Annotated in this window: 19 protein-coding genes and 1 other RNA gene; 15 read left to right on the plus strand and 5 right to left on the minus strand. The window is 56.5% G+C overall.

What is annotated here, in order from left to right; genetic code table 11:
- Positions 1-59: 59 nt before the first annotated feature.
- Positions 60-785, minus strand: coding sequence for an IS66 family transposase (gene tnpC, locus E0E29_RS11790; protein ID WP_130849998.1), 726 nt, complete (start codon positions 783-785; stop codon positions 60-62).
- Positions 786-842: 57 nt separating this feature from the next.
- Between tnpC and E0E29_RS11795 the strand changes: the two genes are divergently transcribed.
- Positions 843-2,033: an IS256 family transposase gene (locus tag E0E29_RS11795; RefSeq protein WP_130849999.1), complete on the plus strand. Its 1,191-nt coding sequence runs from the start codon at positions 843-845 to the stop codon at positions 2,031-2,033.
- Between the two features lie 6 nt (positions 2,034-2,039).
- On the opposite strand, the gene E0E29_RS11800 is transcribed toward E0E29_RS11795, so the two are convergent.
- Both E0E29_RS11800 and E0E29_RS11805 read right to left on the minus strand, forming a co-directional pair.
- On the minus strand, positions 2,040-3,479 hold the full coding sequence (locus E0E29_RS11800; RefSeq protein WP_130850000.1) for a transposase: 1,440 nt from the start codon (positions 3,477-3,479) through the stop codon (positions 2,040-2,042).
- A 112-nt stretch (positions 3,480-3,591) separates the two neighbouring features.
- Entirely contained in the window at positions 3,592-4,782 is a 1,191-nt protein-coding gene (locus E0E29_RS11805; protein WP_130850001.1) for an IS256 family transposase, read from the minus strand.
- Between the two features lie 114 nt (positions 4,783-4,896).
- Here E0E29_RS11805 and E0E29_RS11810 point away from each other — a divergent pair, with 114 nt between their 5' ends.
- Positions 4,897-5,493: a transposase gene (locus tag E0E29_RS11810; protein WP_130850002.1), complete on the plus strand. Its 597-nt coding sequence runs from the start codon at positions 4,897-4,899 to the stop codon at positions 5,491-5,493.
- Here the strand turns inward: E0E29_RS11810 and E0E29_RS11815 are convergent.
- Both E0E29_RS11815 and rnpB read right to left on the minus strand, forming a co-directional pair.
- The gene (locus E0E29_RS11815) at positions 5,394-6,041 is read right to left on the minus strand and encodes a MerR family transcriptional regulator (RefSeq protein WP_165449888.1); all 648 of its coding nucleotides are present in this window, start codon (positions 6,039-6,041) and stop codon (positions 5,394-5,396) included. The genes E0E29_RS11810 and E0E29_RS11815 overlap by 100 nt on opposite strands.
- A gap of 111 nt (positions 6,042-6,152) precedes the next feature.
- Positions 6,153-6,610, minus strand: an RNA gene (gene rnpB, locus E0E29_RS11820) — RNase P RNA component class A.
- Positions 6,611-6,792: 182 nt separating this feature from the next.
- Between rnpB and murD the strand changes: the two genes are divergently transcribed.
- The 13 genes from murD (at position 6,793) to E0E29_RS11885 (ending at position 20,874) form a co-directional block, all read left to right on the plus strand.
- A complete protein-coding gene (gene murD, locus E0E29_RS11825) occupies positions 6,793-8,175 on the plus strand; it encodes a UDP-N-acetylmuramoyl-L-alanine--D-glutamate ligase (RefSeq protein ID WP_130850004.1) in 1,383 nt (460 codons plus the stop codon).
- A gap of 46 nt (positions 8,176-8,221) precedes the next feature.
- Positions 8,222-9,262, plus strand: coding sequence for a zinc-binding metallopeptidase family protein (locus tag E0E29_RS11830; RefSeq protein WP_242622484.1), 1,041 nt, complete (start codon positions 8,222-8,224; stop codon positions 9,260-9,262).
- Complete coding sequence (locus E0E29_RS11835) at positions 9,256-10,278, plus strand: M42 family metallopeptidase (protein WP_130850005.1); 1,023 nt, start codon at positions 9,256-9,258, stop codon at positions 10,276-10,278. Before E0E29_RS11830 ends, E0E29_RS11835 begins: the two co-directional genes overlap by 7 nt.
- Before the next feature lie 19 nt (positions 10,279-10,297).
- Positions 10,298-11,290 carry a M42 family metallopeptidase gene (locus E0E29_RS11840; RefSeq protein ID WP_130850006.1) on the plus strand — a complete coding sequence of 331 codons (993 nt, stop codon included), beginning with the start codon at positions 10,298-10,300 and terminating at the stop codon, positions 11,288-11,290.
- A 2-nt stretch (positions 11,291-11,292) separates the two neighbouring features.
- Positions 11,293-11,823, plus strand: coding sequence for a GNAT family N-acetyltransferase (locus E0E29_RS11845; protein ID WP_130850007.1), 531 nt, complete (start codon positions 11,293-11,295; stop codon positions 11,821-11,823).
- An 8-nt stretch (positions 11,824-11,831) separates the two neighbouring features.
- Positions 11,832-13,082, plus strand: a complete 1,251-nt coding sequence (locus E0E29_RS11850; protein WP_130850008.1) for a methionine gamma-lyase family protein — start codon at positions 11,832-11,834, stop codon at positions 13,080-13,082.
- A 44-nt stretch (positions 13,083-13,126) separates the two neighbouring features.
- Complete coding sequence (yunB, locus tag E0E29_RS11855) at positions 13,127-13,810, plus strand: sporulation protein YunB (RefSeq protein ID WP_130850009.1); 684 nt, start codon at positions 13,127-13,129, stop codon at positions 13,808-13,810.
- 67 nt (positions 13,811-13,877) lie between these two features.
- The gene (locus E0E29_RS11860; protein WP_242622550.1) at positions 13,878-14,549 is read left to right on the plus strand and encodes a VanZ family protein; all 672 of its coding nucleotides are present in this window, start codon (positions 13,878-13,880) and stop codon (positions 14,547-14,549) included.
- A gap of 7 nt (positions 14,550-14,556) precedes the next feature.
- Entirely contained in the window at positions 14,557-16,545 is a 1,989-nt protein-coding gene (gene ligA, locus E0E29_RS11865) for an NAD-dependent DNA ligase LigA (protein WP_130850011.1), read from the plus strand.
- An 83-nt stretch (positions 16,546-16,628) separates the two neighbouring features.
- Positions 16,629-17,036 (plus strand): ribonuclease Z, encoded by a 408-nt coding sequence (locus tag E0E29_RS11870; protein WP_130850012.1) that lies wholly within the window; start codon positions 16,629-16,631, stop codon positions 17,034-17,036.
- Positions 17,033-17,914 (plus strand): DNA/RNA non-specific endonuclease, encoded by an 882-nt coding sequence (locus tag E0E29_RS11875; RefSeq protein WP_130850013.1) that lies wholly within the window; start codon positions 17,033-17,035, stop codon positions 17,912-17,914. Before E0E29_RS11870 ends, E0E29_RS11875 begins: the two co-directional genes overlap by 4 nt.
- Before the next feature lie 24 nt (positions 17,915-17,938).
- Complete coding sequence (locus tag E0E29_RS11880; protein ID WP_242622485.1) at positions 17,939-19,222, plus strand: 2-hydroxyacyl-CoA dehydratase subunit D; 1,284 nt, start codon at positions 17,939-17,941, stop codon at positions 19,220-19,222.
- Positions 19,219-20,874, plus strand: a complete 1,656-nt coding sequence (locus tag E0E29_RS11885) for an acyl-CoA dehydratase activase (RefSeq protein ID WP_130850014.1) — start codon at positions 19,219-19,221, stop codon at positions 20,872-20,874. Before E0E29_RS11880 ends, E0E29_RS11885 begins: the two co-directional genes overlap by 4 nt.
- Positions 20,875-20,893 lie beyond the last annotated feature (19 nt).

The following is a 20,893-nucleotide window of genomic DNA, read 5'->3' on the forward strand; positions in this document are numbered from 1 at the left end:
GCGCATAAAAAGGCCGCCATCTCAGTGCCTGTGCATTGAGATGGCGGCCTGCAGTTCTATTATGATTTAGGACTTCTGCATTCCTGGGGTGCGTTCACCGGGAGGAAAGATTCGGCCCAGGCTTCATCCGTCTGGCTCATGTCAGGCGCGTTGTGCAGGAGCCAAACCAGGTAGCGGTAGGGATTCAGGTCGTTCTCCTTTGCGGTCTCAATCAGGCTGTAGATCACAGCGCTGGACTGGGCGCCGGCCGGGGTGTTGGAAAAGAGCCAGTTCTTCCGGCCTATGACAAAGGGCTTAATGCTGCGCTCGGCACGGTTGTTGGAGAGTTCCAGCCTGCCGTCCTCCAGATAGCGTACCAGATAGGGCCACTGCTCCCGCAGATAGTGCAGTGCCTTGCCCAAGGCGGACTTGGGCGCCGTCTTGGCGCTGGTCTCATTTGCCCATGCCAACAGAGCGTCCAGAACCGGTTTCTCCAGTTCCAGCCGCTTGGTATAGCGCTCTTCCGGCGTCAGTTCCACGAGAGCCTGCTCCAACTGAAACAGCCTGGTGCAGTAACACTCGCCGGTGGCCGCCAGAGATTCCTGCCGTTTCTCTTTGGGCAGCGTTTGCAGCGCCTCGTCAAATTTTCGCCTGGCATGAGCCCAGCAGCCCACCACCCGGATNTCTCTGTAAACTTGCTGCCTTCTCCATGTCTGCACCTCACTATCTTGGAGTCTGGGACACTCTCTGGTACTACTTGGTACTACCATGCACTTCCTCAGACTCTTATAGTTTGGCAGAGGCATTTTACCCTGACAAGCCGCCGACTGTTTTTACGCTTACCTGAAAGGAGACAGCAAACCATGTCCGAGAAGATTGTACAGCTAAACGAAGAAGTAATCAAGGGGCAGCTCAAGGAACTTGTACGCGGAAGCGTAGAGGAAACCCTCAACGAGTTGCTGGAGGCCGAGGCGGAGAAGCTGACCCAGGCAGCCCGGTACGAGCGTAATGAGCAGCGCCAGGGCTACCGCAGCGGCCACTATAGCCGGAACCTCACTACCACTTCTGGGGACGTTACCCTGAAGGTGCCCAAGCTCAAGGGGATCTCCTTTGAGACCGCTATCATTGAGCGGTATCGCCGCCGGGAGAGCAGTGTAGAAGAAGCTCTCATTGAGATGTATCTGGCAGGCGTGTCCGTCCGGCGCGTAGAGGATATTACCGAGGCTCTGTGGGGGAGCAAGGTGTCTCCGGCCACCATCAGCGAGCTGAATAAGAAAGCGTATGTCCACATTGAGGACTGGCGGAACCGCCCTCTGCAAGGTGGGCGCTATCCGTATGTCTATGTGGATGGGATCTACCTGCGCCGCAACTGGGGCGGGGAGTTTGAAAATGTAGCTATTCTGGTGGCGATTGCAGTGAATGAGGATGGATACCGTGAGGTTCTTGGTGCCGCCGAGGGTATGAAAGAGGACAAGTCTAGCTGGGTCAGCTTCTTCCAGTGGCTGCGTGGCCGGGGTCTGGATGGGGTTAAACTGGTGGTTGGAGACAAATGCCTTGGTATGCTGGAGGCTGTGGGAGAAGTATTTCCCGAAACCAAGTACCAGCGGTGTACCGTACACTTTTATCGCAATGTGTTCTCGGTCACACCTCGTTCCAAGGTAAAGCTGGTGGCAAAGATGCTCAAGGCAATCCACGTCCAGGAAAGCAAAAGAGCGGCCCGTGAGAAGGCCAAAGCTGTGGCAGAAGAACTGCGCACTATGAAGCTGAAAGAGGCTGCCAAGAAGGTGGAGGACAGCATTGAGGAGACCCTTACCTACTGCGATTTTCCCAGTGAACACTGGACCCGCATCCGCACCAACAATGTGATTGAGAGGCTGAACCGGGAGATCCGTCGCCGCACCCGTGTGGTTGGCAGCTTCCCGGATGGCAACTCTGCCCTCATGCTGGTCTGTGCCCGGCTGCGCCATGTGGCCGGAACTCAGTGGGGAAATAAGAAGTATATGAATATGAAGCACCTGGAGGCTGCCGTTGAGGACGCCTCCATTGCTGGCTGACTTCATTCATGCCAGGAGCTGCAAACCATTTTGCGAAAAACTCTGGACCTGTTGACAAAGACGAAATATGGGCTGAGAAATTATATTCTCGGCCCATATTTTATCCATTAGCATTGCAGAAAAGATGGCTTTAACCATCCTTTTTAGGTTTAATGCCATGGCAGACAGGAGACATTCCTCAGTCGCTGCAAGAATGCCTCGTTTCCGAATTTTTAAAAGGTTATGCTCCCTTTTCATAGCAGCAAAGCTGCCTTCAGCCCATATTTTTCGTTTTCTCATCATGTACAGGTATTCCGGAGTATTGACCCTTAAATGCCCTCTGTAAAACGCAGGATAGCAGCTGCTGGCCAGAATTCTTCTACGCACACCGGCTGTATCAAAACAAGTCTTACGGGAAGTGCATTTCCGGCAGACATCTCCCTGTACCTGGTAACAACGAAGATATTTCCCTGTGGACTTATTGCAGTTCAGACGGTGATATACAAGAGGCTGTCCCATTGGGCAAATAAATGTATCCTGTTGCGGATCATATGAAAATCCATATTTACTTGGGTCATTGGGAAAACGGATGGCCGGAATATAACCGGTAATTCCCAGTAGTTCCAAGCCCCTGTGAACAGCACCAGTGTCATACCCTCTGTCCAAAGCAACTTTCTCCATAGACAGGCCCAACTGTTTTTGCTGCCGTTCCAAATGCCGCAAAACCAAGAGGCTTTCTTTTTCATTTGCCGGTAATACATCTACTCCTGTAATAATCCCATATTTACAATCTACGGTCGCTTCCATGAGGTATCCCACACCTCGTTTGCTCCCGTGGTGGATATAGCCACACTCAGGATCTGTTGTGCTTGTTGTAATCTTTTTGGTGACTGTATGGCTCGCTGGCTTCTTAAATCCCGGCTGTGATGCAAGCTCCTGGTCCAGATTATCAAGATAGCTCAACATGCTCTGCTCGACTTCAACTTCTATATCCATCCAGCTGTTCCTTGAAACTTCGGCTGGGATGTAGCTGCCATCGGAGGCCATCTCTTTGCCGTCTATCAATTTCTGTTCCATGCAGCATCGGACAATTTCCAGAAAGATCTGTTGGAACAAGCTGCTCTCATTCCACTTGCGGACTCTTGTTTTGCTGAAGGTAGAATGATCCGGTATCTTTTCTCCAAGCTCAAAGCCACAAAACCAACGATAAGCAATGTTTAGCTGAATTTCCTGGACAAGCCGGCGTTCTGACTTGATGCCATAAAGGTATCCCACCAGCAGCATTTTAAACATACTAACAGGGTCAACAGATGGGCGGCCATTTGCAGGGTAATATGGCGCTACAAGATCGTAGATAAAGTCAAATGAAACCATCTGATTGATTTTCCGAAGTAAGTGATCGCGTGGAATTAATTCTGCTATATCCAGAATCACCATACTCTTCTGACCGCTTTGCCGTCCCATCATGCTCCATCCCTCCCTTATTTTAATTATACCATGGGAATGGGGTGTTTGGGACTTTTGTCAACAGGTCCAGAGTTTTTCGCAAATTGGTTTGCAGGCTTCGGGAAAAATGAAGTCAGTCGGCAATGGAGGCATCCTCAACGGCAGCCTCCAGATGCTTCATATTCATGTACTTTTTGTCACCCCACTGGGTACCAGCCACATGGCGTAATCGGGCACAGACCAGCATAAGGGCAGAATTGCCGTCCGGGAAACTGCCCACTACACGAGTGCGGCGGCGGATCTCCCGGTTCAGCCTTTCAATGACATTATTGGTACGGATGCGAGTCCAGTGTTCGCTGGGAAAGTCGCAATAGGTAAGCGTCTCCTCAATGCCATCCTCTACTTTCTTAGCCGTCTCTTTCAGTTTCATAGCACGCAGTTCTTCTACCACGGCCTTGGCCTTCTCACGGGCGGCTTTCTTGCTCTCCTGGGCGTGGATTGCCTTGAGCATTTTGGCTACCAGCTTCACCTTGGAGCGAGGCGTGACTGAAAACACATTGCGGTAGAAGTGAACGGTACACCGTTGGTATTTGGCCTCAGGAAACACCTCTCCCACAGCTTCCAGCATACCAAGACACTTGTCTCCAACGATGAGTTTCACGCCGTCCAGACCACGGCCACGCAGCCACTGGAAAAAGCTGACCCAGCTGGCCTTGTCCTCTTTCATGCCCTCTGCGGCACCCAAAACCTCACGGTATCCGTCCTCATTGACCGCAATTGCTACCAGAATGGCTACGTTTTCAAACTCTCCGCCCCAGTTGCGGCGCAGATAGATCCCATCCACATAGACATACGGATAACGCCCACCTTGCAGATGACGATTTCGCCAATCTTCAATGTGAACATACGCTTTCTTGTTCAGCTCACTGATGGTGGAGGGAGAGACTTTGCTGCCCCATAGGGCCTCCGTGATGTCCTCCACGCGCCGGACGGACACACCTGCCAGGTACATCTCAATGAGAGCCTCTTCCACGCTGCTCTCCCGGCGGCGGTACCGCTCAATAATAGCGGTCTCAAAGGAAATCCCTTTGAGCTTAGGCACCTTCAGGGTGACATCTCCAGAAGTGGTGGTGAGATTTCGGCTATAGTGGCCGCTGCGATAGCCCTGGCGCTGCTCATTGCGTTCATACCGGGCAGCCTGGGTTAGCTTCTGAGCCTCGGCCTCCAGCAGCTCGTTGAGGGTTTCCTCTACACTGCCTCGTACCAACTCCTTGAGCTGCCCCTTGATTACTTCTTCATTTAGCTGTACTATCTTTTCAGACATGGTTTGCTGTCTCCTTTCAGGATGGTGTGTCGCGACTTCATTCTACCAGAGATCTGCAAACCATGTCTCTTTTTGTTTTTGCGAAACTTATTNCAGGATACATTTATTTGCCCAATGGGACAGCCTCTTGTATATCACCGTCTGAACTGCAATAAGTCCACAGGGAAATATCTTCGTTGTTACCAGGTACAGGGAGATGTCTGCCGGAAATGCACTTCCCGTAAGACTTGTTTTGATACAGCCGGTGTGCGTAGAAGAATTCTGGCCAGCAGCTGCTATCCTGCGTTTTACAGAGGGCATTTAAGGGTCAATACTCCGGAATACCTGTACATGATGAGAAAACGAAAAATATGGGCTGAAGGCAGCTTTGCTGCTATGAAAAGGGAGCATAACCTTTTAAAAATTCGGAAACGAGGCATTCTTGCAGCGACTGAGGAATGTCTCCTGTCTGCCATGGCATTAAACCTAAAAAGGATGGTTAAAGCCATCTTTTCTGCAATGCTAATGGATAAAATATGGGCCGAGAATATAATTTCTCAGCCCATATTTCGTCTTTGTCAACAGGTCCCTTATTCTACCTTATCCTGCCAAATCGGCAGGCTCTTTTCTTCTCATGGCACATATTCAAAATGGCGGCACAGCCACTTTCCTGCCTTGCTGCCCAGGATCAATGCTACGGGCAGGGGAAGAATCACAAAGAGCAGGAAGTAAACCAACGGGTTCCAGAATGCGATGGACAGCAGCGCAAAACGGTCGGACAGTAAATCTACAATATTGTTGTAGAGGAGCCAGAAGAGAAAAACCGCTCCCAGCATGAGCAGCCATTCAATCCGGTCGTGCCAGGCGTCCAGATCCACATGGCGCACGCGTGGACGGTCGGAATCCGGGATCGGCCGATCGTTCACCTCACATTCTAGAAGAGCGGCATAGCCCTCTAGGTCGTCCGCCTGGGCAACGTCGATATGTCTCAGTCTTTCATAGGCATCGATCGCCTCTTGAAGTCGGCGCCGCAGATGGAAAGCGACATTGGGGGCATTATTGGGGAAGTCTCGCCCCATGGAGCGAATCTCATCGATGGTAAAGCCCGCCTTCCGCAGAGTCCCAATCGCCCAAAGCCGTTCCACATTTGCCTCGGAAAAATCCAGCCAAGTACGGCCGCCACGCTGCTGGGATTGCGGGGGCACCAGTTGTTCTTGAACATAGAACCGCACCGCCCGTTCCGTCAAGCCCGTGGCCGTACACACTTCTTTCATCTTCATGGACGATGCCTCCCTTTGAGAGAAGTGTACCATCTGACGTAAGGGAAGTGTCAAGCTCATTTCTGAAAAAAACAAAAAGAGAACCCGGAGCGCTGTGCTCCGGGCTCTCATATCGCAAGCAAGCCTGTAAGCCGGGTTCTGTCCTTTAAGACAGCCATCTATCTAGACGCGCCGTTGCCAACGCGTTCCAGCCACCTCCACGGGACGGCCGGGCCGGCCATATGTCCCTCCACGGTGTTGCTCCGGATAGAGTTTACAGCGATGGGCAGTCTCCAGCCATCGGGTGAGCTCTTACCTCGCCTTTCCACCCTTACCTCGTCGTCGGCGCAAGCTTCATATCCCTCGCTTCGTCCCAAGGGACAAAGCTCGCTCATTCCGCTGCGCCTCCTCTCCCCACAAAAGCAGATGCTTTTGTGGGGCCCCATTCGGGGACAAGGCGGTATCTCTCTGTTGCACTTTTCCTAGGGTCGCCCCCGGCGGATGTTATCCGTTATCCTTGCCCTACGGAGCCCGGACTTTCCTCATGGACGGCCTTTCGGCACTGCCCACGCGGCTGTCCAGCTTACTTGCGGATGATTATTATATCTCATCCGTCGTCAGATGTCAATTCGATTGAAATATTCACATTTATCGTCTATAATATATTCTGATTTAGCGTGCGGTGCCTGTGGCCCGTTTCGCATGCACGCAGCGGCTGTGCTCCGCATAGTTGCTGCTGCGCCTGACTGGAGAACCGAAAGGGGAAATGGCTATGCCGACCACCATTCAAGAATATTTGGCGGGACTCAAGGGAAAATCCGTCGCTGTCATTGGCATTGGCGTATCCAATACGCCGCTCATCAAGATGCTCCTGCGGGCGGGAATCAAAGTTACCGCCTGTGACCGGAATCGCCGCGAGGACTTCGGCGGGCTCACCGAGGAGCTGGAAAGCCTGGGCGCTGAGCTAAGACTGGGTCCTGACTATTTAAAGGGATTGGACCACGATGTGATCTTCCGCACCCCCGGTATGCGGCCCGATGTGCCGGAGCTGCTGCTGGCACAGGCCAAGGGCAGTGTCATTACCTCCGAGATGGAGGTGTTTTTCCAGGTCTGTCCCTGCCACACCATCGCTGTCACCGGCAGTGACGGTAAGACGACGACCACCACCATCATCGCCAGCCTGCTCCGTGAGGCGGGATACCACACCTTTGTGGGCGGCAACATTGGAAAACCCCTGCTGGCCGATGTGGACGGCATGGAACCCGATGACTACGCTGTGCTGGAACTCTCCTCCTTCCAGCTCATGACCATGGACCGGAGCCCCGACATCGCCGTAGTCACCAATCTGGCTCCCAACCACTTGGACGTCCACAAATCCATGGAGGAATATATCGCCGCAAAGGAAAATATCTTTACCCATCAGTCGCCCCAAGGGAAAGCCGTTTTTAACTTTGACAATGACATCACCCGGAACTTTGCGGAATCGGCGCCTGGACGGGCCGTGTTCTTCAGCCGCAGGCAGGCTCTCAGTGAGGGCGTCTGTCTGAGAGACACCGCGATCTGGGTGGTGTCTCCGGAGGGCTCCCGGCTGGTGCTCCCCCTGGAGGACATCCTGCTGCCCGGCGATCACAATGTAGAAAACTACATGGCTGCCATTGCCGCCGTGGATGGGCTGGTGCCTGACCAGGTGATTCGGAGCTTTGCCTCCAAATTCGCCGGAGTGGAGCACCGCATCGAGCTGGTGCGCACCCTCAACGGCGTGCGCTACTACAACGACTCCATCGCCTCCAGCCCCTCCCGTACCATTGCCGGCCTGCGCTCCTTCAAGGAGAAGGTGATTCTTATCGCCGGTGGCTACGATAAGCACATTCCCTTCGATGTGCTGGGTCCCGAGGTGGTGGAGCATGTAAAGTACCTCATTCTTACCGGTGATACGGCGGACCGGATCGCCGACGCCATCCGGAGCTGTCCGGCCTATCACGGTGAGCCGCCCATCTCCAAGTATGAGGACTTCAACGCCGCTGTTCTGGCTGCCCACAGCATGGCACAGCCCGGAGACGTGGTTATCCTCTCGCCGGCCTGCGCCTCCTTCGATCATTTCAAGAATTTTGCTCAGCGGGGCGAGGCCTTTAAAAAGATCATTTACGAGCTGTAAGCCCCTTTGGGCAAAATGCGGTTTTCCGCGGAAAGGAGTGGAATATTTGGACACAAGAGAAGTTTTGGGCCGTCTGAGCGCCATGGCTGGCCCCTCGGGCTTTGAACGTATGGTGGCTATGCAGGCTGCCGACCTGATGCGGCCGTTTTTGGATGAGGCCAACGTAGATCGCTTCGGCAATGCGGTGGGGGTACGGCTGTGCGGCCGCCCCGGTGCCCCACGGCTGCTGTTGGACGCTCATCTGGATGAGATCGGTCTCATCGTCACCGGTATTGAGGAGGGCTTCCTCCGTTTCCGTACCATCGGCGGGGTAGACCCCAGGATGCTGCCCGACCGTGAGTTGACCGTGCTGACCGGCACCCCCATTCTGGGCGTGGTGGCCTGTCTGCCTCCTCATGTACTCAAGGCAGAAGACAAGGAGAAGTCTATCCCCATTGACCAGCTTCGGGTAGACATCGGCATGAGTCAGGAGGAGGCCCAGCGACGGGTCCCCATCGGCACCCCAATGGTCTCCCGTGGGAGTTGCTTTGACCTTATGAATGGCAAGGTCTGCGGCAAATCCATGGACGATCGCTCTTGCTTCACCATTCTACTGCGGACGGCAGAACTCCTCCGGGACAAGACCCTAGATGTGGACCTCTATATCATGGGCAGCACCCGTGAGGAGGTGGGCGGCGCCGGCGCCAAGGTGGGGACCTACAGCCTTCACCCGGACTGCTGTGTGGCGGTGGATGTGACCCATGCTAAGACCCCTGATAATCCCAAAGGGCGGCGCAGTGGCACCGGCGGCGGGCCTCAGATCGGCGTCGGCCCCAATATGACCCGCTGGATGACCGAGCGTATGGTGTCCAAGGCCAAAGAACTTGGCATCCCTTACGACCTGGAGGTCATGGAGGGCCACACCGGTACCAACGGCTGGCACATGCAGATTGTCCGGGAAGGGATCGCCACCTCGGTGGTCTCCCTGCCTCTGAAGTATATGCACAGCCCCATCGAGGTGCTGGATCTGGCGGATATTGAATCCTCTGCAACCTTGCTGGCCGCATTTGCGGAAAATCTGGGGAAGGAGGCGAAGGAGCTGTGCTGAATCTGGTTAAGGAACTCTGCCTCCTCAACGGTGTTTCCAGCGGTGAGGACGATGTGCGTGACTACCTGATGGAGCGGTGCAGGCCTTACGCCGCCTCTATGCGGGTAGACGCCCTGGGCAACCTCATCGTCTTCAAGCGTGGGGAGAAAAGCACGGGAAACAAGCTCATGCTCACCGCCCACATGGATGAGGTGGGCTTCATCGTCAACGATATCACGGAGGACGGCTATCTGAAATTCGCTCCTGTGGGCGGAATCGACCCCCGGGTGGTCATCGGCAAGCGGGTGAGCGTGGGCCGTGGACGCATCCCAGGGGCCATTGGTCTCAAGGCCTATCACTTGGTCAGTGCCGAAGAGGAGAAAAAGGTCCCCGACTTTGAGGACCTGTATATTGACATTGGAGCCAAGGACCGGGCCGACGCCGAGCGTGTGACCGCTCTGGGAGACTTGGTGGCTTTTGAGAGCGATGCTGTGGAATTTGGCTCCGGCATGCTCAAGGCCAAGGCCCTGGATGACAGGGTGGGCTGTGCTGTCATGCTCAAGCTCATCGAGGAAGAACTGCCCATGGACTGTACCTTCGTCTTCTCTGTTCAGGAGGAGGTGGGCACCCGGGGCGCCTTCGGCGCCGCCTTTTCCGTTGTGCCGGAGATTGCTCTGGTACTGGAAGGAACTACGGCAGCCGATCTTCCTGGAACCGATGAGCATCGCCGGGTGGCCATCCTGGGAAAGGGCCCAGTGCTCTCCTTCATGGACAACGGCACCATCTACGACCGTGCTCTCTTTGAGCAGCTGCGGGAGCTGGCAGAAGAGCACGGCATTCCCTGGCAGACCAAGAACTACCTCTCTGGCGGCAATGACTCCTCGGCCATCCAGCGCACCAAGGAAGGTGTCCGGGTGGCGGCAGTGTCTACTCCGGTCCGGTATCTGCACGCCCCATCCAGTGTAGTCTGCTGTCAGGATTTTAACTACGTGCATACACTGGTCAAACACTTTATCGAAGCCCTGGCGGCCTCGTGATACAGGAGGATAGAACAGTATGGATCTTTTGAAGACGCTTCAGTCCCTCAACGCCTGCCATGGCCCTGCCGGTGACGAGTCCGAGGTGGCCGATGTGCTGGAGAAACTGGCCATGCCCTTTGTGGACGAGTGCCACCGTGATACCATGGGCAATCTTATCGCCCACAAGAAGGGGAGTGGGTCCCGGGTGATGTTCGCTGCCCATATGGACTCCATCGGCTGCATCGTCACCTATATCGAAAATGAGGGATATCTCCGCTTTGGCAAAGTGGGTGGGCTGCACGCCCCCGACCTCATTGCAACCCCCGTACGTTTTAAGAACGGTGTCCGCGGTGTCATCTGTCTCAGCGAGTCGGTAGACCCCAAGGATATGACGCTGGACGACCTCTATATCGACATCGGTGCTCATGACGCCGACGAAGCCGGCGCCATGGTCAAGATCGGCGATGCCGCTGTCTATGATACCCCTACCTATGCCGTCGGCGACCGGTTCGTTTCCCCCTATATGGACAACCGCATTTCCTGCCTGGTGCTGCTGATGGCTCTGGAGGAGCTCCAGAACAGCGACAATGACCTGTATTTTGTTTTTACCACCCAGGAGGAGGTCGGGCTTCGCGGCTCCAAGACCGCTGCCTATACAATCGACCCCGATTACGGCATCGCTGTGGATGTGACAGTCTCCGCAGATGAGCTGGGGAGCAAGCACACCGGCAGCAGCAAGCTGGGTGGAGGCGCTGCTATCAAGGTGATGGACACCTCTGTCATCTGCCACCCCCAGATGGTCTCCAAACTGGAGTCTCTGGCCAAAGAGCGGGGCATCCCCGCTCAGATTGATGTGATCAAGGCTGGTGGTACCGATGCTGGGAGCATCCACGTCAGCAAGATGGGTGTCCTCACCGGTGGCATCTCCATTCCGTGCCGCTATACCCACAGCCCCCAGGAGATGGTGGACCGTGGCGATGTAGAGGCCTGCGCCCGACTGGTGGCCGCCTTCGCCGAGGCCAGCCTGTAACTATGGATGTGGTGCTGGATTCCATTTCAGCGGAAGAACTGGTTTGGCTCCGCAGCCTAGAGGATAAAGATGGTTTTGACACCATGACCTGCCGTCCCATCCGCCTGCGGAGCAGGGAGGAGAAGCTAAAGCTGTATCAGTCTGCTCTGGATGAGCCAAACACTGTTATTTTGGGCCTGTGGACCTCTGATAAAAAATATCTGATTGGAAAGTTGACCGCTTCAGATTGGAATCCCAGAAATCACAGCATGGAAATAGGTTATTACCTCTGCCCGGAATGGCGTGGAAAGGGATATATGAGGTCCGCATTGCAGACCTTCTGCCGCATGCTGTTTTTGGATCAAGGTTGCAACAAAATAATGGCCCAAACTGGAGCTTTTAATGTTTCTTCAATCCGTCTCCTGGAATCCTGCGGATTTCGGAGAGATGGGGTCCTACGGCAGCATCATGAAAAAGACGGCATCCTCTATGACGATTTTCTTTATAGCCTTTTGGCAGATGAATGTATAAAACCATTGGAAAGCAGAGAGTGAAAAGGAATATGCCATTACAGATAAGTGACCGGGTCCGCGCCTTGGGCCGGCAGGCTCAGGCGGACTTGGGAGAGCAGTTTGCCCGTATCGATGCCATTGCGGAGGAAAACACGCAGAAGGTCTTGGCGGCATTTCAGAAACACCGTGTAGCAGAAGCCTACTTTGCTGGTACCACCGGCTATGGCTACGACGATCTGGGCCGGGACAAGCTGGAGGAGATTTATGCCGACATCTTTGGCACGGAGGACGCCTTGGTCCGTATCGGCTTTGTCAACGGCACCCATACCATCTCCTGCGCCCTGTATGGAGCACTGAAGCCTGGGGATACCTTGGTCTACGCTGTGGGAGCACCCTACGACACGATTCAGGGTGTTATCGGCATCACGGACAAGGGCTTTGGATCGCTGACAGATTACGGAATCAACTATAAGCAAGTAGAATTGGTTGACGATAAGCCTGACCTGGAGGGCATGGCCAGAGTGGTCCGGGAGGACCCCGCCGTGAAGGTGGTCATGATCCAGCGCTCCAAGGGCTACGCCACCCGGGCATCCCTGTCCGTGGCGGAAATCGGGGAGATGTGCCGTGTCATCAAGGCCGCTAACCCCAACGTGGACATCCTGGTCGACAACTGCTACGGCGAGTTCGTGGAAACCCTGGAGCCCACCCAGGTGGGAGCCGACCTGGTCGTAGGCTCCCTCATCAAGAATCCAGGCGGCGGTCTGGCCCCCACCGGTGGCTACATGGCCGGGCGGAAGGACCTCATCGAAAAGGCCTCCTACCGCATGACCATCCCCGGTATCGGTCGGGAGTGTGGCTCTACCCTGGGCAACAACCGCCTGCTCTATCAAGGCCTTTTCCTTGCCCCCCATACTACTGCTCAGGCGGTAAAGACGGCGGTCTTTGCCGCCCGAATCATGGAGCTGCTGGGCTATGAGGCCGAACCCTCCTCCCAAGCGGTCCGGCACGACATCATCCAGATGATCCATCTTGGCAACCCCGAAGCGGTGAAACGCTTCTGCCGCGGCATCCAGAAGGGTGCTCCGGTGGACTCCTACGTGACGCCGGAGCCCTGGGACATGCCCGGATACGACTCCCAGGTCATCATGGCCGCGGGCGCCTTCATTCAGGGGTCTTCCATCGAGCTATCCGCCGACGCTCCCATGCGGGAGCCTTACACCGTCTATCTTCAGGGCGGCCTAACCTATGAGAGCGGCAAGGCCGGCGTACTCCTGGCAGTAGAGGAGCTTTTGCAGGACTGATACGAGCCATGGCCCGCATAGAGTTGCCATAGGAGGTGACTGCTATGCGGGCTTGGCATGGTCGGCCATTTCGCTACCGCCGTCTCCGACGGAAGGGGAGAGACCTTTGGCTGGCCGGACTTTTCGGCGTCCTGCTGGCTATGGGATTCATTTTCAGCCTGGAACTGCGGCTCCGACCGGTGGTGGAGACTATGGCAAAGGCCAAGGTGAGCAATGCTGTTACTCAATTGCTGGATGGTGCCGTCACGGCTGAGATTCAGTCCAGGGAGATCAGCTACAGCGACCTCATCACTGTGGAAAAGGACGATACCGGCCGTATTACCGCCCTCACCAGTAATATGGCAGCGCTAAATGACCTGCGCACCAGCATTCTGAGTGACGCAGTGGCGGCGATCGGCCAGATCAATACCCAGAGTCTGTCCATCCCGGTAGGTAACCTGACAGGGATCAACTTTTTTTCCGGGCGGGGCTTTGAACTGCCCGTGGATGTGATGACTGTGGGTTCCGCCCACGCTGTGTTTCAGAGCCAGTTCTCCGACGCGGGTATCAACCAAACGCGGCATCAGATCCTGCTGGAGGTGACCGTCTCCGTGGATATCTTGCTCCCCGGAGGCGACCTGCCCGCTGAGATCAGCGCTCAGGTCCCCGTGGCCGAAACCATTATTGTGGGCAGTGTCCCGGATACCTATGTGGAGCTTCCGACCCTTCAGGATAGCGAGGGATCGTAAGTTTTTTTTAAAAAAGAGTCCTCTCCCATGTGTTAGAATGAGAAAAAACGTGGGAGGGAACAATGTGATGTGGTCTCTTTTGGAAGAAGCGGCAGGCGATGTACTCCGCTACGTGGTCCAGATGCTGCCCTGCGCTTTTGTGGGTGCTATCCTGTTTTTTGTTTTGTTTCCCATTCGCCGCCGCCATCTGGCGCAGATTGGCTTAAAGAGTCCAGCTCTGCGGGAGGGAACGCTTCTGATTTTTGTCCTCTTCTGCGCCGGGCTGGCTGCCTTGACTGTCTTTCCCTCCAATCTGTGGAGTTACGTGCTGGAACCCGACCGCTGGCCGGAGGGGACCACCTTCTGGAGTTTCTATCCCACTATGGAGGACCTAATGTCCCGACTCCAGCACCTTCCGGAGGAGCTGCCACGACTACTGACCCCTTTTCCCGGGGGCATCGCTTACCACTTTCACAGCTATTGGAGTGCCTTTCTTTTCCTGGGGAATGTTGGGATGTTCCTGCCCATCGGCTTTTTCACCGCCCTGCTCTGGCGGCGTGGGAATCTGTGGCGCTCCACACTGGTTGGCTTTCTGGCCTCTCTGAGCATCGAGACCATCCAACTGTTCATCGACCGGGGCACGGATCTGGATGACTTGATCCTCAACACGGTGGGCGCCGCTGTCGGCTACCTTCTGTACTGGCTTCTGCGTGCCGCCGTCCCCGGTTTTACCGCAAAATTCACTTGTGTAAAGGTGTGATCCTTTCGTGGATGAGATCCAAGAAATCCAGGACCTGCGCCGTGAGCTGGAGCAGGCCAACTATGAATACTACGTATTGGACAACCCCGCCATGAGCGATTACGACTTCGACCACAAACTCCGTCGTTTGGAGGAGCTGGAGGCCGCCCATCCAGAGCTGGCCAGTCCGGATTCTCCCACACAGCGGGTGGGAGGTACGGTGGCCGAGGGCTTTGACGAAGTGGTCCACCGGGTGCCTCTGGAGAGCCTTCAGGATGTCTTCTCCCTGGAGGAGTTGGGTGAATTCGACCAGCGGGTGCGGGAAGCCCTGCCCGACGGGGTAGAATACGACGTGGAACCCAAGGTGGACGGCCTGTCTGTGGCTCTGGAATATGAAAACGGCGTTTTTGTCCGTGGCGCTACCCGGGGCGATGGCCTTGTGGGAGAGGATGTGACAGAGAACCTCAAAACCATCCGTTCTATCCCTCTGCGCCTGCCGGAGACTCTGCCTTCGCTCATCGTGCGTGGCGAGGTCTTCATGCCCAAACAGGTCTTTGAAGACCTGAACGCTGAAGCGGAGCTTCAGGGGAAGCCGCTCTTTGCCAATCCACGGAACGCCGCTGCCGGTTCCCTGCGCCAGCACGATCCCAAGATTGCCGCACAGCGCCGGCTGGATATCCGGGTTTTTAATGTCCAATGGGCGGAAGGGCGCACCTTTACCACCCACAGTGAGTCCCTGGACTATCTGGTGAGCCAGCACTTCAAGGTTATTCCTCATGAGAGCTGTTCTGATATCGCTGGTGTGGGAGAACTCATTCGTCGTATGGGCGATGAGCGCGAGGGGTATCCTTTTGATATCGATGGAGCGGTCGTAAAGGTCAACAATCTTTCGGACCGTGAACGCTTGGGGTCCACCGCCAAATTCCCCCGGTGGGCCGCTGCTTTCAAATATCCTCCGGAGCAGAAGGAAAGCGTGGTGGAGGACATCGTGGTTCAGGTGGGCCGGACGGGTGTCCTTACGCCCAAGGCGGTTGTAAAGCCAGTCCGCCTTGCAGGTACCACCGTCACCAACGCCACACTCCACAACCAGGATTTCATCACGGAGAAGGATATCCGCATCGGTGATACGGTGCTGGTCCAAAAGGCGGGGGAGATCATTCCGGAGATCGTCTCTGTGATCAAAGAGAAGCGCCCAGATGGCACTGAGCCCTATTTCCTGCCTAAGACCTGTCCGGTCTGCGGCGCGCCGGTGGAACGGGATGAGGATGGCGCCCACATCCGCTGCACCGGTGCGGAGTGCCCCGCCCAGCGTCTGCGCCATTTGGTCCACTTCGCCAGCCGGGACGCCATGGATATCGAGCACCTAGGTCCTGCTGTGGTGGAGGCGCTAGTGGGGGCCGGTCTGGTGAAGGGTCCCGGCGACCTCTACCATCTGAAGGTGGAGGACGTGGAACAGCTGGAGCGCATGGGCAAGAAGAGCGCTGAGAATCTGATCGCCGCCATTGAAAAATCCAAATCCGCCGGCCTGGGACGCCTGCTTTTTGCTTTCGGCATCCGTCAGGTGGGGCAGAAGGCGGGAAAGGTGCTGGCCGCCCGGTTTGGCACTTTGGACGCCCTCATGGCCGCCGATGCTGAGACCCTCACCGCTGTGCCTGATATCGGTGTCATCACGGCCCAGAGTCTGCTGGAGTGGTTCCAGAGCCCCCAGAGCCGCCACCTCATCGAAACCCTCCGGGAGGCTGGTGTGTCTTTTGACAGCACCGAGGCGCCGGTAGGGGAGGCCCTGGCAGGCAAGACCTTTGTCCTCACTGGCACGCTGGAGCACCTGGGCCGGAAGGAGGCCACGGAGTTCATTGAGGCTCAGGGGGGAAAGGTGTCCGGCTCTGTGTCCAAGAAGACCAGCTACGTGGTGGCGGGCGAGGCCGCCGGCTCCAAGCTCCAAAAGGCCGCCGAGCTGGGCATTCCCGTGCTCACAGAGGCTGAACTTCTGAGCCTGCTGGAGGGGAACTCTACCTAACGCAGTCACAGCCCTATGGGGCGTGTCTCGGTTGAGACACGCCCCATGCATTTTTTCTATTTTGAACCAAAGGGGCGTTTTATATGATCGTGTTCCTGTGCGTGGACAAAAAGAATGGGATGGCCTTTCATCAGCGCCGGCAGAGCCTTGACCGGGTGGTGAGGGCGGATGTTTTGACCATGGCTGCCGGAAAACCGATCTGGATGACTCCCTATTCAGCCCGGCAGTTTGCCGAACAGGAGGCTGTACCCCGGGTGTCCGAGGCCCCCCTGCGTGAGGCCGAGGAGGGAGCCCTCTGTTTTGTGGAGTTTCCACCTCTGGTCCCCAGCCTGGAACGAATCGAGAAGCTAGTGCTCTACCGGTGGGACAGGGTCTATCCCGCCGACCAATGGCTGGATCTGGACCTGGACTCAGCATTCCGGCTGGTTTCCAGCTGCGATTTCTCCGGCCACTCCCATGAAAAAATCACGAAAGAGGTTTACCAGCGATGAAACGAATCCAAGCCCTCCTGATAACAATAACACTGTTTTGTACATTACTGCTCAGTGGGTGTGAAGGAATATTACCTTCCAGTTCTTCGGCGTCTTACTCCCTGGATGACCTTCCCGCTTACAGCGGCGAACCCTACGTGACAATCAATGACAACGAGCCCTTCTTCACTCAGGAGGATATGACCACCAACTCCTATGAGACTTACAGCGATTTGGACGCACTGGGCCGCTGCGGTGTGGCCTGGGCCAATGTGGGGATCGACCTGATGCCCACGGAAGACCGAGGGAGCATCGGCCAGGTGAAGCCCTCCGGCTGGCAGACCGTCAAGTATGACGTTGTGGATGGGAAATACCTTTACAACCGTTGCCACCTCATTGGTTTCCAGCTCACCGGTGAGAACGCCAATGTAAAGAACCTCATTACCGGCACCCGCTATCTGAACGTGGACGGTATGCTGCCCTTCGAGAACCAGGTGGCCGACTACGTCAAGGAAACCGAAAACCATGTGCTCTATCGGGTGACCCCTATCTTTCAGGAGGATGAACTGGTGGCACGGGGCGTCCTCATGGAGGGCCTAAGTGTGGAGGACGGGGGCGAGGGCATCTGCTTCTGCGTCTACGCCTACAACGTTCAGCCTGGGATTGTCATCGATTACGCCACCGGTGACAGCTGGCTGGAGGAGGATGACCAGCCTCAGGAGACCACGAACGCAAGTGTGGGCACTGCCTATGTCATCAATACCAACTCCGGAAAGTTCCATTTGCCCACCTGCTCCAGCGTGGAGGATATATCCCCCAGTAATCGTCAGGACTATGTTGGAGACCGGCAGGAGCTTCTGGATCAGGGATACACTCCCTGTGGCATTTGCAAGCCCTAAGGGATTGTAATTGGGAGGAAGTTTATGAGAGATATTGTAACGTCATTTGGAGCCTGGGTACAGGAGACTTGTGAGGAGGACCCTGATAAGGCAAGGCGCTGGCTGGCCAGGGGTTACCGGGCCAAAGAGCTGCAGATCCGCCATGATCCCCGACTGAAAGACAGCCCCGCCGCTCGGATGGTGGCGGCTCAGACCATGCGGGCCATGGCGCTGCCTTTGGTTCACTCGGAGCGCTCCGCTATGGCCAGCCTGTTCCTGCCCTGCGAGCCCTTGCAGGTCATGGGGCTCTATCCATACTCCTGTGAGGGCTTGGGCTGCTTTCTGTCTGGCACCCAGGCCGAGCAGTCCTTTTTGCAGTACGCCGAGAGCCAGGGCCTGCCGGACACCTTCTGCTCCTACCACCGGATCTTCATCGGTGCAGCGGAGAAGGGGCTCATGCCAAAGCCCCGGTTCATTTTGAATACCACCCTGGCCTGCGATGCCAACATGCTTACCTTCCGTCGTCTGGCGGAGTACTTCCAGGTCCCACAGTTCGTGGTGGACGTGCCCTACGAGACCGACGAACAGGCAGTGGACTATGTAGCGGACCAGCTCCGGGAGATGGTCCGCTTCATGGAGAAGGAGACAGGCCAGCATCTGAAGGAAGAGGAGCTTCGGGCCGCCGTGGCCCGGAGCCAGCGGAGCATGGAGCAGTTTGACCGCTACATGACCCTCCGTGCGGACAAGCTGCTGATTGGAGAGCTCACCGGCGAGATGTTTTCTGCCTTTGCCCTCCACACTCTGCTGGGTACCCCGGAGACTGAGGCCTATACTCGCCGGTGCATCCAGGAGGCGGAGAAGGCGCCTTCTGCGGAAGGGGTACGGCTGGTGTGGATGCACACCACTCCCTTCTGGGTACAGCCCCTGCGCCAAGTCACCGACTACAACCGTCAGGTTCAGGTGGTAGCTTGTGACATGTGCTTTGAAGGCCTGCTGAGGGGGCCCATGGACGACGATCCCTACCGGGCCATGGCTCAACGTGTGGTCTATTCCGCCTTCAATGGCCCTGTGGAGCGGCGCATCCAGCGGGGCATCAATGCCGCTCGTCAGGTAAAGGCGGATGGTGCCGTATGGTTCTGTCACTGGGGCTGTAAGCACACCCTGGGCGGTGCTCAGCTGGCCAAACGGCGCTTTGAGGACGCCGGCATCCCTTGCCTGGTACTGGACGGAGATGGCTGTGACCGCAGCCACGGCGGCGAGGGGCAGCTTGCCACTCGTATGGAGGCCTTTGTTGAGATGTTCAAAGCAGGGGGGAGGTCTAAGGAATGAGCACCACATATTATATCTGTAAATATACCCCGGTGGAGCTGCTGGAGGCTTTGGGAGGCACCTGTCAGGTTTTGGATGAGATGCCGGACAATTTTTCTCTCAGTGACCAGATGGGACATCCCAACCTGTGCGGCTTCGGCAAGTCGGTGCTGGAGGCCTGCCTCTCCGGGCAGGTGAAGGAGCTGGTGCTGGTCAACTGCTGTGACACCATCCGCAGCGTCTACGACATTCTGGCAGCCAGGGGCGAGATGGACTTCCTGTTCCTGCTGGACATGCTCCATACCAGCGGCTCCAGAGCCGTCGCTCGCACAAAAGCAGAGTTGCTGCGGCTGGCAGAGACCTATGCTGCTTACAAAGGGACGACCTTTGATCCCAACCGTTTCCTGGCCGCCTTCCACCCGTCGGAGCGACCGGAGGGTCCTTATCTCAGTGTCATGGGCGGCAGGGTAGGGGACAAGCTTTTTCAGACCATGACGGAGTCCATGCCTCTGCCGGTGTGCAACGACACCTGTGTCCATGACCGCTTTGTGCCGCCGCCAGAGGGGGATGAAACGGATCTGGAGGCGCTCATGGAGCCCTATGCCCAGGCTCTGCTGGAACAGGTCCCCTGCATGCGTATGACCGATGTGACCGGTCGGGAGAGTTTGCGGCGGTCATCCGATCTACATGGCATCATCTATCACACGGTGAAGTTTTGTGATTACTACGGGTTCGAGTACTCCAAGCTCCGCAAAGACTGCGGCGTTCCGCTGCTGAAGCTGGAGTCTGACTATACCGTACAGAGCAGTGGGCAGCTTCGCACCCGGCTGGAGGCCTTTGCAGAAAGCCTGTCACCGGAGACCACACTGACCAGGAAGGGGAGAGGACAAGTGAAGAAGGGATATTTTGCGGGGATCGACAGCGGGTCCACCAGTACGGATGTGGCCATTCTAGACCAGGACAAGCACCTGGTGGCCCAGGTCATCCTGCCCACCGGCGCCGGCGCCGCGGCGGGCGCAGAGCGGGCCATGGAGGCAGCCCTGGCCCAGGCCGTACTGAAGCCGGAGGACATCACTGCCACCGTCACCACCGGCTACGGTCGTTCGGCCATCCAGCTGGGCGACAAGTCCATCACCGAGATCACCTGTCATGCCAAGGGGGCCTTCTTCCTGGACCCCACGGTGCGCACCATCATCGATATCGGCGGTCAGGACAGCAAGGTCATCCGGGTGGACGAGACCGGCAATGTGGTGAATTTCATCATGAATGACAAGTGTGCTGCCGGAACGGGTCGTTTTCTGGAACTCATGGCTCGAACTCTGGAGCTCTCACTGGATGAGATGAGCACTGCTGGCCTGAGCTGGAAAGAGGACATCGCCATCTCCAGCATGTGCACCGTCTTCGCTGAGTCTGAGGTAGTCTCCCTCATCGCCCAGAACAAGAGTACTGCCGACATCATCCACGGTCTCAACGAGGCGGTGGCGGCCAAGACCTGTGCCCTGTGCAAGCGGCTGGGCGGGGAGCCCACCTATATGATGACGGGAGGCGTCTCCAAAAACAAGGGTGTGGCGGAGGCCATCCAGCGCCGTTTAGGAGCGCCGCTGCACATTTCCGATGAGGCTCAGCTCAACGGCGCTCTGGGCGCAGCACTGTTTGCTTTGGAACTGGCATAACAACATAAAGCAGGCGGCG

It is taken from the genome of Intestinimonas timonensis, from assembly GCF_900626145.1.
GTDB lineage: Bacteria > Bacillota > Clostridia > Oscillospirales > Oscillospiraceae > Intestinimonas > Intestinimonas aquisgranensis.